The organism is Sediminicola arcticus, assembly GCF_040566695.1.
Taxonomy (GTDB): Bacteria; Bacteroidota; Bacteroidia; order Flavobacteriales; family Flavobacteriaceae; genus Sediminicola; species Sediminicola arcticus.
In genome coordinates this window covers 128,434-142,155 of sequence record NZ_JBEXAE010000005.1, presented here as the reverse complement: position 1 = coordinate 142,155, position 13,722 = coordinate 128,434, and the positions used below count along the sequence as shown (strand labels likewise).

Sequence of the window (13,722 nt, the reverse complement as noted above, 5' to 3'; positions counted from 1 at the left end):
GATTTATCTTTGTTATTAAATAGTCAATGAAAACAAACGTGTATCGGGAGCTTTTTTGTGTAACAATACATCAAAGGCCATACATATATTTCTAATGAAAGGTCTGCCTTTTGCTGTTACTTTTAAAACGTTATTAGAAATCTCCACTAACCTATCTGATTCCATTTCTCCTAACCGTTCTAACACATCCATAAGTTCTGGAAAATATTCCTCCTGAGTATACCAAGTGGTTTCAAAGCGACACATTAAATTTAGGATATGTTGTCTTATTATTTGATCTGCCTCCGTTAAAATGTGACCTCGATAGATAGGGATAATATTATTCTCAATAAGGTGGTAATACTCTTCCAAGCCTTTTACATTTTGGACAAATGCGTACCAACTATCACTGATACTAGACACACCCAGACCCGGCGTCAACTGGGTTTTGGATGCCGTATAACCCATAAAATTTCTGTGTAAAGTTGAAGATTCCATAGAATTAAAAAGGTTGTCAGATGGCAAGGCAAAATGATCCATCCCTATTTCTTTATACCCCACTTTTGCGAGTGTACGCTTTCCCATTTCATATTGATCACGCTTTTCATCCCCTGAGGGCAGATCAGCATCTAAATAGCCACGCTGGCCATTATCCTTCAACCAAGGTACATGAGCATAGCTGTAGAATGCCAAGCGATCGGGCATCAGTTCTTTAGTCTTTAAAATAGTCTGTTCTACATGCGTTAAGGTCTGAAAAGGCAATCCGAAAATAATGTCATGCCCCACAGAGGTATATCCAATGTCCCGAGCGTACTCTGTTACTCGCTTTACATTTTCGAAAGGCTGAATCCTGTTAATAGCCTTTTGTACCATTTCATTATAATCCTGAACCCCAAAACTCACCCTTCTAAAACCAAGATCAAACAAAGTCTTGAGATGATCCTTAGTCGTATTTTTAGGGTGACCTTCAAAACTGAATTCAGAACCTTCGGCCTTTTCCGCACTATTAAAAATACCATCAATCAACATCCTTAGATTTTCTGGAGAAAAAAAAGTAGGTGTACCCCCTCCCAAATGCAATTCTTTGATCCTAGGTCTGTAAGAAAACAAATCACAGTAGAGCCTCCATTCTTTAAGCACCGCATTTATGTACGGCCCTTCTTTATCATGACATTTTGTAATGCGCTTATGGCAACCACAAAAGGTGCACATCTGTTCACAAAAGGGCAAATGAATATATAGGCTTATGCCCTCGGTAGTATTGCTTTCTTTAAAGCTTTGAATTATGGTCTGCCGCCATGCTTTTCCTGAAAAAGATTCCAGATCCCAATAAGGAACCGTAGGGTAACTAGTATATCTAGGACCAGCAATATTGTACTTTTGAACTAATGTTGACATTTATGGCACTTTGATAGTTTCAAAAGTAAATGCCCTACGGAAAAGAATATATGACATCTATCATGTTTAAGATAGATGTATTCCCATACCTCTAAAAGGTCTCCTTTATCCAATTATATGGCGGGCGTTTCATCCATAACCCTCTTGTAAAATCAGGGAAGTTTTGGGGCTCCCCATTGTTTTCTATGGACACCTCTGACAAAGGGGTTATGGCACTCCAAGCCGCGGCATCATATGCATCCAGTGGTGGCGCAGTATTGAGTTTCGCAGATTCAACAAAGGAGTTCAGCACAAAGAAATCCATTCCCCCATGTCCAGATCCTTCCGCATATTCCCCATATTTTTTCCAAAGGGGGTGATCGTATTCCTTAAGCCAATCATCGGCAACATCCCATCTATGGGGCTCCGATTTTCCTTCTATATATATTCTATTACCATCAACCTCCCAGAGTCCGTTTGCACCTTGTACCCTAAACCCTAACGAGTACGGTCTTGGCAGGTTACAATCATGAGTTACAATAATAGTTTCCGCATTGGCAGTCTCTATAGTAGAGGTAATGACATCACCTTGTTTAAATTTTATTTTAGCATTTGGATGGTCCTGCCCTGCTTGTTTTATAATATGGTTGTGCAGTCCTATGCCCTTGCTTGCGCTTGACGTCATGGAAACAAACCTATTCCCCCTGTTGATATCGGCCATGACCGCAATAGGGCCAACCCCGTGGGTGGGATACACATCGGCATTTCGCTTTACCGAGTGTTCTGTTCTCCAGCGGGCTTCGGAATATCCCTTTTCCCCAAACTCAACTCCCCCTCCATAAGGTTGCTTCCCATTATTAAATTTAACTTCCCTTAAATCGTGTTGATACCCACATCTAAAATGTACAAGTTCACCAAATACGTTTTGGCGGACCATATTAAGAATGGCCATTACGTCCCTTCGGTAATTGACATTTTCCAAAATCATCATATGCGTACCTGTACGCTCGTGAGTATTTACCAAATCCCAACATTCCTCCAAAGTATTTGCTGCAGATACCTCAACTCCAGCATATATCTTCGCTTCCATGGCATCTACCGCCATTCTGGTATGCCAAAGCCATGGGGTGGCGATGATAACGGCATCTACCTCTTTTAATTCCAAGAGGTTTCGATAATCATAGTCATTGCTCCCGAATATTTTAGGTGCTTTTTTACCTGCCTTAGTCATCTTGTCCTTCGCTTCTTCAACCCTACTCGAATCAATGTCGCAAATAGCCGTTACATTTACATCCTTGCGCAAAAGCAAATTACTTAGATGGTTATTTCCCCGCTCCCCTACGCCAATAAGACCAATATTTAACTTTTGGGATTCAAAATTTCCAAAAATAGTGGAAGATATGGCTGGTGTCACCAGTATTCCTGCTCCTAACGCACTCGTTTTCTTAATAAACTTTCTTCTTGTGGTCATCTGTTAAAATAAGTTGGTTATTGGTGGTTTAAATTAGACATTTTGAGATAATATATGAAGCCTCTTCTTTTTTAAAATGGAGTTCCTCTCAAAAATCTTATTTTTACTTCTGATGCAAAAAAAGATGACACTGTTATTAATGGCTGCTGGAAAAGGCAGCCGCTACGGAAAACTGAAACAATTTGACAGTTTGGGCCCTAAAGAAGAATTCCTGATGGAGTTTAGTATATTCGATGCTATTGAGGCAGGTTTTAATCATATTGTTATCATCACCCAACGGGACCATGTTGAGTTTCTTAAGGTACATTTAGAGACACGCATACCAAAAAACTTAAAATTAGATGTCCTTTCACAAGAATTAGAGGAGCTTCCCCGGGAAATAAAAATTTTAGAAGAACGACTTAAACCCTGGGGTACCGCCCATGCTGTTTGGACAGCCAGACAACATATTGCCAACCCTTTTGTGGTATTGAATGCCGATGATTATTACGGTAGGGATGCATTTTACCATGCGGCCTCATTTATAAAAAACTCAACAAGCACCACCGTATTTGCTATGGTGGGTTACACCCTTAAAGAGACGCTTTCCCCCAATGGATCTGTTTCCAGGGGCATCTGTAGCGTAATACATTCTAACCTCTTAGATTTACAAGAGCGACTAAAGATTATATACGAAAAAGGAGAAATAACCGACTTAGATTCTGGGGAGTATTTCAGTGGAGAAGAAAAAGTGAGTATGAATTTTTGGGTATGTCAGCCTATGCTCTTTTCTGAGATTGAAGTATATTTTTCTCAATTTCTTAGAGATAAAGAATTAGTAAAAAACAGTGAAGTCTACCTTCCCGCAGTGATCCAAGAGTTAATAGCAAAAAAGAAAGTCTCTGTTACCGTATTGCCTTCAGGTGGAAAATGGTTTGGGGTTACCTATGCTAATGACCGAGAGCTGGCGGTAAAGGAATTGACGGAGATGACCAAAAATACTATATATCCATCCCCTCTTTGGGACAAATTAAATTAAAGAACATGAATACTATTCATGAAAATAAGGATCTCCAAAATTTATTAAATACCTTTTCTGTTGACCAAGGCAATTATACCTTTAGTAAAATAAATCAAGGCTATATAAACGACACCTTCCTGGTTTTAGAACACGGGCAGCCCCTATATATACTTCAACGAATCAATAGCGTAGTTTTTTCCAATGTGCCTGCGGTAATGAGCAATATGTCCAATACCCTATCTTATCTAAAAGATAAAGAGTATAGCACTGTAGCTTTGGTCCCAACAAAAACCGGCGAACTTTTTTGCGAATTAAAACATCAGGACTATTGGAGGCTTATAAGGTATGTTCCTAACAGTATTGCTTATGACATAGCCCTAAATACCAAAGTGGCACATGAAGCGGGAAAGATTTTGGGTAAGTTCCATTCTTTGTTACAAAATGCTACTTCAGACCAATTTGTGGATACCATTCCCCAATTCCACGATTTGAAATTGCGAAAAGTACAGTTCCAAGAAGCAATGAATAATGCAAGCCAAGAAAGACTCCATAAAGCAATTGTTGCAATTGAATTTGTAACTTTTATATTTCCGCAGCTTTCGGAACTATCTAGTCTTAAATTGCCTTCGCGAATCTGTCATAACGATACCAAATTAAATAATATTCTATTCTCCAAAAAAACCAACCAAGCGTTGTGCTTTATTGACTTAGATACGATCATGAAGGGCTATTTTTATTATGATTTTGGAGATTTGGTACGTACCATTGCGAATACGGGGAAAGAGGATGAAAAAAACCACGACAAAATCACATTTGATAAAATCATGTTCGAATCCCTCTTGGATGGACTTAAAACCACTTCTAATTTCCTTACTCCACCAGAACTGAAATCACTTCCTTTGGGCGTTGTCTTCATGCCCTTTATCCATGGATTAAGAGCCCTGACAGATTACCTAAACAACGATACCTACTACAAAGTTTCCTATGTAGATCAAAACTTAGACAGAAGTCTTAGTTTATTGGATTTTAGCAAAAAAGCACTATTACAAATACATTATATTGAGGCGATGGTTACTAAAAAACTACAAGCAAGTGGTAATTAAAACAAAAGCCTTCAATTAAATTTTAGGATTCTATTTTTTCTATCAAGTGTTTTAATATTAAGATTCAATCCTTGTTATATGCAAATTGTCCCTTTTTGCCACATTGATGGGTATTTTTTCTTCAATGGTATTGGTTTCATCCAATCCAAAATCTTCTATGGCAGTAAGGCCCATAGATTTTAAAAAGCGATAAATACGAACGCTAAAGGCTTCCAGCACGGTGAGTCGGTTATCTGAAGCAACCCTTGAATTGATCAATATGTACTTAAAATCAGGAGGGACCTGCAAGTTCGGATCCTGATAAAAAATATTATGCCCAGAAACCTCACCAGATTTAACCAAATCGGCATGTATATTTTTCATTTTATAATCTAACAAATGGCGTTCTTTAAAGCCTATATTTAATTTAATGAAAAAACATTTTTGTGGAATTATAGTAGTCACCGTATATGCAATACCGTATGGTACGTCTGTAATATGCAAATGTAAAAACCAATATACTTCTGCCTTCTTGGGCTGGAGATAGAACAAAGAATGCACAATGGTCATGTCAATAAAGTTCACCCTAGAAGACCTTGTAGGCAATACAAGATTAGTCGCCAAATAAGGCAATTTATCATTATTCATTACGTCCGTCAACAAAGGGGTAACTTCTTCCAGTTTTTGGTATTCCGCAACTCTACTACGTAATTGCCTTGCAAAACGGTAAAATAGCAATAAGGTGAAAAGGAATAAGGCTAACAACAAGGTGAACCAACCTCCATGTATAATCTTGTTTAAGTTCGAAATTAAAAATGTGGTTTCCACTAGTAGGAACAAGGAGAATAAGAGCGTAATTATGATTTCACCTTTTTTTGCCCTGATCAATAATAAATATCCCAACAACAAGCTAGTCATTAGCATGTCTATCGTAATAGCCAATCCGTAGGCCGATTCCATGTTAGATGATCTTTTGAAAATAAATACGACTAACAAACATCCTACCAATAAAAAGTAATTGATAAAAGGGATGTAGATCTGCCCTTTATGATCTGAAGGGTACTTTACTTTTAAGTTCGTCCATAATTTTAGCTTGATAGCCTCATTCACCAAGGTAAAAATACCGGTGATTAAAGCCTGGCTCGCCACAATAGTGGACACCGTTGCAATCCCAATCACATAGGGCAACCAGCCCTGAGGAACGGTGGCATAAAAAACAGAATCTAACTGCTCCCCTTTTGGCAAGGAGAGACAATATGCCGCTTGACCAAAATAATTTAATAACAACATAGATAAAACAAAAATCCAGGTCAGCCGTATATTCCTTTTTCCACAATGCCCTAAATCAGAGTAAAGCGCTTCTGCTCCTGTGGTACATAAGAAGACTGCACCCAATATCCATAGTGCTTCTGGATAATTGATCAAGAAGGTTAATGCATACATAGGATTAATAGCCTTAAGCACTTCCGGATTTTGTATCAATTGCCTAACACCTAAAAATCCTAAAGTCAAAAACCAAAGCAACATCACTGGTCCAAATAGTCCTCCTATTTTTTTAGTGCCGAACTGTTGTATTAAGAAGAGACCTATAATAATGACACATACAATGGGCAATGTAGGAATATCGCTATAGAGTATTGAAACACCTTCTACTGCCGATGATATAGATATGGCTGGGGTTATAAAGCCATCGCTGATCAAAGTAGCACACCCGATTAGGGCGGGATAGATGATCCATTTCGATTTTGTTTTTCGCAAAAGCGCATAAAGAGCAAAAATCCCCCCTTCCCCATGATTATCTGCATTAAGTGCCAGATAAATATATTTAACTGTTGCCAACAGCATCAGTGTCCAAAACACACAAGAAAGACTCCCCAAAACCAGTAGTTCGTCAAAGTTTTTACCTTGTGTTATGGCTGTAAAAACGTATAAGGGAGAGGTGCCAATATCCCCAAAAACTATCCCTAGCGTCATCAATAGTGAGGCTAGGGATACTTTATGATCGGATGCTTTCATTAATTCATTAAGATAAAGACCACTATCCCAGAAAAATAACCGAGAAGGGCCAACCATGTTATGCGTTTAAGATACCAAATAAAATCTATCTTTAAAATTCCCATAGCTGCAACTCCTGCTGCTGAACCAATAATCAAAGCACTACCGCCAGTACCTGCACAATAGGCTAAAAAATTCCAAAATTCATGATCCTGAGGGTAACGTTCCATGGTATACATCCCCATAGCCCCGGCCACTAATGGTACGTTATCTACCACAGAAGACAATAGACCTAAAAGAATATTTACAATATAGTAATTATCAAATGAACTGTCCAGTGAATTTCCTACGGCACCGAGTACCCCATTGGTCTGCATCGCTGCTACAGCAAGTAAGATACCCATGAAGAACAATATACTGGGCGTATCTATACGCCTGATAGTATTTGCAACCGAAAAGTGATGCTTAATTTCAAAAGGCTTCTTCCTATGTATAATTTCTGTGGCTATCCAAAGCACTCCCAAACTGAATAACATGCCCATAAATGGCGGTAGGTGCGTAATTGTCTTAAACACAGGTACAAACAATAAAGAAAGTACCCCTAAAATAAGTACAAACATGCTTTCTCCATTCCCAATCTGTTGATGACTTGGTTTCTGTTCCAAAACCACACTTTGCACTTTTCCCTTAAGAAAAAAGGAGACTAAAATTAGTGGCACTAACAAGCAGGCAACGCTAGGCCAGAAGACCTCTGTAAGGATAGAGTGAGTAGAGACTTGCCCTCCGTTCCATAACATTATAGTGGTCACATCCCCTATTGGAGACCATGCCCCGCCAGCATTTGCCGCTATCACAATAAACCCAGCAAAATACCAGAGATCATTTTTACTATCCATAAACTTTTTCAATAGAGCAATCATGACAATTGTTGTGGTCAGGTTATCCAATACCGCAGAAAGAAAGAAGGTTAAAATAGTTAAGATCCATAATAACTTTTTCTTGTTGGTTGTCTTTATCACTTTATGAATGACCTTAAAACCGTCGTGGGAGTCTATAAGCTCTACAATGGTCATGGCACCCAAAAGGAAAAACAAGATTTCAGAAATCTCCTCGAAATGTTCCTTGAGTTGAACTAATGTCTCACTAAGTTCTGTTTGGTTAAAAACCAAAAGCACCCACAACAAAACCCCAGTAAAAAGAGCTGTTGCCGCCTTATCTAGCTTTACAACATGCTCCATAGCAATTAATAGATAACCAATAACGAAAACTACAATAGTTATTTCCATAGTTACTTGCACGAGAGTTTACTAATACCTGTCCAGTTATTCAATTTTACATTCATTAGATTACAATTTTATTTGGTTTATTAAGTTATGCTGCCTTCTTACCAGCGGACATGGTACTCATATGCTCTTTAACGATCGTTTTCCATTTTTCAGCTCTTGCCATTTCAAAATCTTCCCCATAGATACCTTCTGCATCGTAAAAGTTAAGAATACCTTCAAAGCTATTGGTACCAGGAGAGGTGATTTTTAGATTTAGTTGTTGTAAAATGCTATCTTTTTTAATTTTTGTTTTAATAATTTCCACTTTACTTTCAATTTCACAAGATTGGATTTTACCTAAATCTATTAGATGAATTGTGGGCTCTGCTTCTAAAAACTTCATGAAAAGCATTTTTTTCTGTACTCTGTCAATGCCAATAAAAGTATTACCCCAATTTTCTTGCTCGGTCACTTTCAAATTATACTTGACCTGTTCTAATTTAAACAAGTTCCTCATTTGTTTGATTCCACTTTTACCAGAAAAATCAATAATAAAAAACGGTACGAAAACACTTGCTACAAGTATTAATGATATAATTACTAATTCTAAATCCATGACTCAATATTTAAATGTTGAAATAAATGTTTGATATTTTGTTGAAGGTGCACTCAAAAATAGCCCAATGAAGGACAAATTATAGGTGCGACTTAGACTGAGAGAAACAGCACGGTTCCTCTAAATCAGACTTGTTTTACCAAACAATTTTAAATATAAGTATGAAAGGGAAAAATCATGGTCAACGTGTCCAACCCAGGTTCTATGGTATTGGAATAAATAATATATTGAATTTCGGAACCTTTAAGACTACAAAGAACAGGTGCTATCCTTTTTGAAGTCAGCCAAAACTGTGTATTTATTTTATCAAGGACTGAAAGCTGCAGAACCGTTTCAAATTCTTGTTGTTGAAAAGTAAAAACGACTCCCTCTTTATTGAGAAGTTTTTTCAACTTTATATCATTACTCAAATGTGAACTCAAGGGAATAGAAGTAGATGATGATGCATAAACTGCATTACCTATACCCCAAAAAAACATCAAAATCAGAAGGCTAAAAAAGCCAAAATGTTTCATTCTTTTCACGAAGTAAATGTATATATTAAAACGTTAAGTATATGTTAAATTAATACGCTCTATAATTTCTGATAAAAAAATATTCTGTAACCGTATGATAAATATATGTCTGAACTTCAGAAACTTAAGCCCACCTTACTTCTAGGACTATTCTCTAAATAAAAGCGTGTCATTCTCCTCTTTATATTGAAAAAAGAAATAAATTCGTCCCACCAAAATGTAATTATAATTATGGCAATGTTATCTTACCCAATACGACTCTAATGATCCCGCTAAAAAGGACTCCCTAAAATTCAGCAAGAGGATCCTTTATAAAAATCATCATCTCTTATTTTAATAGCTTTAGATAACGAATACTTTTACAATGGAACAAGTTATTGCCTATGTAGGCTTCATGATTGCTGCTTATTCTGTTATCGCCAATGATGTAATACAAACCCTAGGGACATTTTTATCCTCCAACCATAAAAAGAGTTGGCAAATCCTATGGGCATTTGCCGGTACAATTCTAGCGGTGACAATGATTTATGGTTGGTACACATTTGATGGTGATGTCTCCTATGCTCGTTTGGCCAATATTCCGCTACCAGAAAAAATTCAATGGTGGTATTTATTAGCGCCTTTGACGCTTTTGATCATTACACGTTTTGGTATTCCTGTGAGTACAACTTTTATGATTTTGAGTGTCTTTTCAACTCAAACACTCATTGAAAAGATGATAGTCAAGTCTGTATTTGGTTATGCCCTTGCCGTTATTTCTGCTTTGCTGATCTATCTGGTGATAGCCAAACGATTTGAATCGAATAGTTCTTTGGAAGAAATGGACAAAAAAAAACAGAAAAAATTTTGGATGGGCGCTCAATGGTGTTCTACCGCTTTTTTATGGTCTCAGTGGCTAATACAAGATTTTGCAAACATTTATGTATTTCTTCCTAGGCAATTGGGAATTTATGAACTCTTGGGATCTTTATTGGTTATACTAGCTATAATGGCTTATATTTTTAAGAATAGGGGAGGTAAGATACAAGAAATTGTCAACCAGAAAGCAAATACTCAAAATATAAGATCTGCTACCTTAATTGATATCTGCTATGCGCTCTTACTATATATCTACGGAAATATGAATTCAGTACCAATGAGTACCACCTGGACCTTTATTGGTATTCTAGCCGGAAGAGAAATTGCCATTAATTATTTACTTCAAAAAGATAAATTAAAAAAGGCCTATCATTTAATCGTTAAGGATTTTGCCAAAGTAAATATTGGTTTAGCAATAAGTATAGCAATTGCATATTTAATACAATTGTTGAAATAATACCGAGAGAATTTATAGGTTTACAACTCTAATCTCAGACTACATAAAGATCAAATACTACTTATAATTCTTTGTCTGTTATTGTTCAGGTAATTGATGATTAGAGTTAATTTTATGCCTTATTACCTTCTTCTGCCGTTCAAAGTGAACGTATAAAGCAAGCCAATATTTAAGGTGGTCCATGTTTTGCTATCCAATTCTATAGCGGTATAGGAAAGGTTCAATTCTGCATTAGAATCAACAAGGTATCCAATTTGTGGCCTGTAGTAGAGGCCTCCATCATTACCCTTATTTATGCCAACTGCTTGCCCTCCATCTACTCCAAAGGAAAAAGAATTCCCAGCCCATATTCTTACAGAAGCCGCAAAGGGTGCAAATTGAACATGAGGTAAATCTTCGCGGACTATATCTGAATGGAAGGTTTCTGGAAAGCCATTTATAAAGCCCATGGTAATTCCGGCATCAACAACTTCTCCAAGTGCCCACATATAACCTACATCCAAACCTAGGGTGAGTGACACGTCATCATTAAAGTCGTCAAAAGGCATACCGCCCTGAATCCCAGCTTTCAAACCTTCTTGTGCGTACGATCCAATGGCAAAAAACAAGCAAACGAATACCAAGATTCTATTTTTCATGGATTTGAATTTTTAAATAGTATCCAAACAAAACTAAAATCTTTCTTAGGTGCTCCACTATTTTTGTTGCAAAACAATAAGAAAAGGTTGTCCATGACTAGATTATAAGCTTTTGACATAGATTGTTACCTTCTTTTTAGCCTCTTATGTACTATGAGGCCAATAAAAAAAATTTATGGCATGCCTACGATACAATACTAATCAAAGGCAAAACCTGTGATTACCCTAAAGACAAAGGCATACATCACTATTGCAAACATTATAAAACTAAAAATAGCAAAAACTTTAAAATAGTTCCTAACGAATACGTTTCCAATATTTCTAAATCCGTCTAAATAAATATTTTTTACGAGTAATAATGTTTTCATTTTAATGGGGTTTTTTGTTTTTTCTACAAAGGTAGGCAGAGGGTTTCCTTTAATTGGAACTTTTTGTTCAATGGAATAATTTGTAAGCTAAAGTACATTAGGAGATAAATTTATCCTTTAAATTGGTAGTTTAAAGAAGATGCCTTTCCCTATAAAGAATACTTTGGGATGATTAGCACTACTAAAGAGCATTAAGTATTTAGGTTGTTACCAGTCGTAGTTTATTTGGATTTAGGATCTAATGCTCTCTTTGCATTAAGGCTGTCCATTTCCTTTCTGAACCTTAAAATCATGAAGCTATCCAATTGACTTCCGATACTATCTCTCATGGTCTGCCAATTGGTCTGATTAATTCTTCCTGTAAACTGGCGTATTTTATAGAACCGTTCCATATTGAACCTATTTGCCTTCCAAGCAGCCTCAGTACTTTCCTGGTGTTTTAAATCCTGAACGTATATTCCCACACCAAAGCCCGCAATAACCACCACCAAGGCAATCCACAAAAGGGTCGTAGTTTTTTTCATTGCTTTTTTTTAGAAATTACAATTCATTATTAAATGTATAATCAACAGTAAGGAATGCCAAGTTCTAAAACAAAGCAATACAACAAGTTACATTTTTAATTAAAATTAAGTTGGTTTGTTCCGCTTACAAAACATATCTGTTTAACCTACACTAATGTGGGATAAAGTACAAGTGTAGGAAAATATAAGCTCACTATTTAATCCAATTAAGGTTATAATAGACCCCTATTTATAAAATATTTTATTTTTTAATGAAGATAGAAAACACCATAAAAAAAGCTCTCAACTTGGGTTGAAGGCTTTTAGCGGTCCGGACGGCCCCGAAGCCTCGGGGGAACCCCACCACCCATATCTAGGAAGCAAAACAAAAATATGCCAAAATGAAAAAAGCCCTCAACTTGCGTTGAAGGCTTTTAGCGGTCCGGACGGGACTCGAACCCGCGACCCCCTGCGTGACAGGCAGGTATTCTAACCAACTGAACTACCGAACCGTGGCGTTTAGCGAGTGCAAATATACACCGCTTATTTAATTGCACAAATAATTTCACCTAAAAAATAGCCCTTGTTATAGAAATTTTTGACGCTCCACCATGTAAGTGTTCATAACTCTCGAGAAATCAGCATGTATATCCACCTCCACATATTTAATTTTATATTGTGCACAGCGTAACTTTAACATTTCAAAATAAGCGCCCACCTCCTTTTCATAAGCCTCCTTTATCCCTTCGGCATAAAGATCTATATGTTCTCCCGTTTCCACATCTACAAAACGCTTGGGCGTGTTCTCAAAATTGAAATGAAACTCCTTATCCCTATCCATCAGATGAAACAATACCACTTCATGTTTATTATACTTTAAGTGTCGTAAAGCATCAAACAATTGATCATTATCTGTGGTGTTTTGAAACATATCAGTAAACAAAAATATGAGACTCCTTCGCTTTATTTTTTCAGCTATCTGATGTAGGTAGGTATAGGTATCAGTGCCCTTGGAAGGTTTGGATTCCACACTAATATCATTGAGTTTGGATAAAAGCATCTGGTGATGACGCTCACTCCCTTTTTCTGGGAAATAATATTCGTAGGTATCTGAATAGACGCTTAAACCAACTGCGTCCCTTTGTCGCTTCAGAATATTGAGTAGGGCGGCAATGGCCAAAACACCAAAACCAATCTTATTCAAATTAGTAACACTCAAATTCTGGACTTCGGGATAGTACATGGAAGCTGAGTTGTCCAAAATCATGTGACACCTAAGATTGGTCTCTTCTTCGTACCGTTTGGTATACAGCTTATCTGTTTTTGCGAATAATTTCCAATCTATATGCTTCGTACCTTCTCCATTGTTGTAGATTTTGTGTTCCGCAAACTCAGCAGAGAAACCGTGGAAGGGGCTTTTATGGATACCACTTATAAAGCCTTCCACCACCTGGTTGGCCAATAGTTCCAGGTTCTGGAACAAAGAAGCGTTGTTTATTTCGGATTGAAGATTCATAGCGTTATGGATACCCTAAGATAACAAACATCCATTGGGCCAAAAAATTTAGTTGAAAAGAAAAGGTATTAATTAAAAAAGG

General features: G+C 37.0%; 13 protein-coding genes and 1 tRNA gene. 3 read left to right on the top strand and 11 right to left on the bottom strand.

Annotated features, from left to right (window positions below):
* Positions 1–15 precede the first annotated feature (15 nt).
* Positions 16–1,377: an oxygen-independent coproporphyrinogen III oxidase gene (gene hemN / locus ABXZ36_RS11570; RefSeq protein WP_354615801.1), complete on the bottom strand. Its 1,362-nt coding sequence runs from the start codon at positions 1,375–1,377 to the stop codon at positions 16–18.
* A gap of 91 nt (positions 1,378–1,468) precedes the next feature.
* Entirely contained in the window at positions 1,469–2,827 is a 1,359-nt protein-coding gene (locus ABXZ36_RS11565) for a Gfo/Idh/MocA family protein (RefSeq protein ID WP_354615799.1), read from the bottom strand.
* A gap of 124 nt (positions 2,828–2,951) precedes the next feature.
* On the opposite strand from ABXZ36_RS11565, the gene ABXZ36_RS11560 reads away from it, so the two are divergent.
* Both ABXZ36_RS11560 and ABXZ36_RS11555 read left to right on the top strand, forming a co-directional pair.
* Entirely contained in the window at positions 2,952–3,845 is an 894-nt protein-coding gene (locus ABXZ36_RS11560; RefSeq protein WP_354615798.1) for a nucleotidyltransferase family protein, read from the top strand.
* A gap of 5 nt (positions 3,846–3,850) precedes the next feature.
* Complete coding sequence (locus ABXZ36_RS11555; protein WP_354615796.1) at positions 3,851–4,930, top strand: phosphotransferase enzyme family protein; 1,080 nt, start codon at positions 3,851–3,853, stop codon at positions 4,928–4,930.
* A 57-nt stretch (positions 4,931–4,987) separates the two neighbouring features.
* Here the strand turns inward: ABXZ36_RS11555 and ABXZ36_RS11550 are convergent, their stop codons facing one another.
* From ABXZ36_RS11550 to ABXZ36_RS11535, 4 genes are all read right to left on the bottom strand, one after another.
* On the bottom strand, positions 4,988–6,982 hold the full coding sequence (locus ABXZ36_RS11550; RefSeq protein WP_354615794.1) for a KUP/HAK/KT family potassium transporter: 1,995 nt from the start codon (positions 6,980–6,982) through the stop codon (positions 4,988–4,990).
* Positions 6,925–8,190 carry a sodium:proton antiporter NhaD gene (gene nhaD, locus ABXZ36_RS11545; RefSeq protein ID WP_354615792.1) on the bottom strand — a complete coding sequence of 422 codons (1,266 nt, stop codon included), beginning with the start codon at positions 8,188–8,190 and terminating at the stop codon, positions 6,925–6,927. Before nhaD ends, ABXZ36_RS11550 begins: the two co-directional genes overlap by 58 nt.
* Positions 8,191–8,275: 85 nt before the next feature.
* Complete coding sequence (locus tag ABXZ36_RS11540; protein WP_354615791.1) at positions 8,276–8,785, bottom strand: hypothetical protein; 510 nt, start codon at positions 8,783–8,785, stop codon at positions 8,276–8,278.
* Between the two features lie 149 nt (positions 8,786–8,934).
* Complete coding sequence (locus tag ABXZ36_RS11535; RefSeq protein WP_354615790.1) at positions 8,935–9,309, bottom strand: hypothetical protein; 375 nt, start codon at positions 9,307–9,309, stop codon at positions 8,935–8,937.
* 355 nt (positions 9,310–9,664) lie between these two features.
* Here ABXZ36_RS11535 and ABXZ36_RS11530 point away from each other — a divergent pair, with 355 nt between their 5' ends.
* The gene (locus ABXZ36_RS11530; protein ID WP_354615788.1) at positions 9,665–10,615 is read left to right on the top strand and encodes a hypothetical protein; all 951 of its coding nucleotides are present in this window, start codon (positions 9,665–9,667) and stop codon (positions 10,613–10,615) included.
* Positions 10,616–10,737: 122 nt separating this feature from the next.
* Here the strand turns inward: ABXZ36_RS11530 and ABXZ36_RS11525 are convergent, their stop codons facing one another.
* The 5 genes from ABXZ36_RS11525 to ABXZ36_RS11505 form a co-directional block, all read right to left on the bottom strand.
* Positions 10,738–11,253, bottom strand: a complete 516-nt coding sequence (locus ABXZ36_RS11525) for a hypothetical protein (protein ID WP_354615786.1) — start codon at positions 11,251–11,253, stop codon at positions 10,738–10,740.
* Between the two features lie 197 nt (positions 11,254–11,450).
* Positions 11,451–11,621 carry a DUF6747 family protein gene (locus tag ABXZ36_RS11520; protein ID WP_354615784.1) on the bottom strand — a complete coding sequence of 57 codons (171 nt, stop codon included), beginning with the start codon at positions 11,619–11,621 and terminating at the stop codon, positions 11,451–11,453.
* A gap of 221 nt (positions 11,622–11,842) precedes the next feature.
* Positions 11,843–12,145, bottom strand: coding sequence for a hypothetical protein (locus tag ABXZ36_RS11515; protein ID WP_354615782.1), 303 nt, complete (start codon positions 12,143–12,145; stop codon positions 11,843–11,845).
* Positions 12,146–12,562: 417 nt separating this feature from the next.
* Positions 12,563–12,636, bottom strand: a tRNA-Asp gene (locus tag ABXZ36_RS11510).
* A 74-nt stretch (positions 12,637–12,710) separates the two neighbouring features.
* Entirely contained in the window at positions 12,711–13,640 is a 930-nt protein-coding gene (locus tag ABXZ36_RS11505) for a DUF58 domain-containing protein (RefSeq protein ID WP_354615780.1), read from the bottom strand.
* Between the last annotated feature and the right edge of the window lie 82 nt (positions 13,641–13,722).

Bases quoted from the DNA above. Each gene is read 5' to 3' on its own strand.
- nhaD (WP_354615792.1), bottom strand. From the start codon at position 8,190: ATGGAAATAACTATTGTAGTTTTCGTTATTGGTTATCTATTAATTGCT.
- ABXZ36_RS11525 (WP_354615786.1), bottom strand. From the start codon at position 11,253: ATGAAAAATAGAATCTTGGTATTCGTTTGCTTGTTTTTTGCCATTGGA.
- ABXZ36_RS11530 (WP_354615788.1), top strand. From the start codon at position 9,665: ATGGAACAAGTTATTGCCTATGTAGGCTTCATGATTGCTGCTTATTCT.
- ABXZ36_RS11560 (WP_354615798.1), top strand. From the start codon at position 2,952: ATGACACTGTTATTAATGGCTGCTGGAAAAGGCAGCCGCTACGGAAAA.
- ABXZ36_RS11520 (WP_354615784.1), bottom strand. From the start codon at position 11,621: ATGAAAACATTATTACTCGTAAAAAATATTTATTTAGACGGATTTAGA.
- ABXZ36_RS11515 (WP_354615782.1), bottom strand. From the start codon at position 12,145: ATGAAAAAAACTACGACCCTTTTGTGGATTGCCTTGGTGGTGGTTATT.
- ABXZ36_RS11555 (WP_354615796.1), top strand. From the start codon at position 3,851: ATGAATACTATTCATGAAAATAAGGATCTCCAAAATTTATTAAATACC.
- ABXZ36_RS11505 (WP_354615780.1), bottom strand. From the start codon at position 13,640: ATGAATCTTCAATCCGAAATAAACAACGCTTCTTTGTTCCAGAACCTG.
- ABXZ36_RS11550 (WP_354615794.1), bottom strand. From the start codon at position 6,982: ATGGTTGGCCCTTCTCGGTTATTTTTCTGGGATAGTGGTCTTTATCTT.
- ABXZ36_RS11540 (WP_354615791.1), bottom strand. From the start codon at position 8,785: ATGGATTTAGAATTAGTAATTATATCATTAATACTTGTAGCAAGTGTT.
- ABXZ36_RS11565 (WP_354615799.1), bottom strand. From the start codon at position 2,827: ATGACCACAAGAAGAAAGTTTATTAAGAAAACGAGTGCGTTAGGAGCA.
- hemN (WP_354615801.1), bottom strand. From the start codon at position 1,377: ATGTCAACATTAGTTCAAAAGTACAATATTGCTGGTCCTAGATATACT.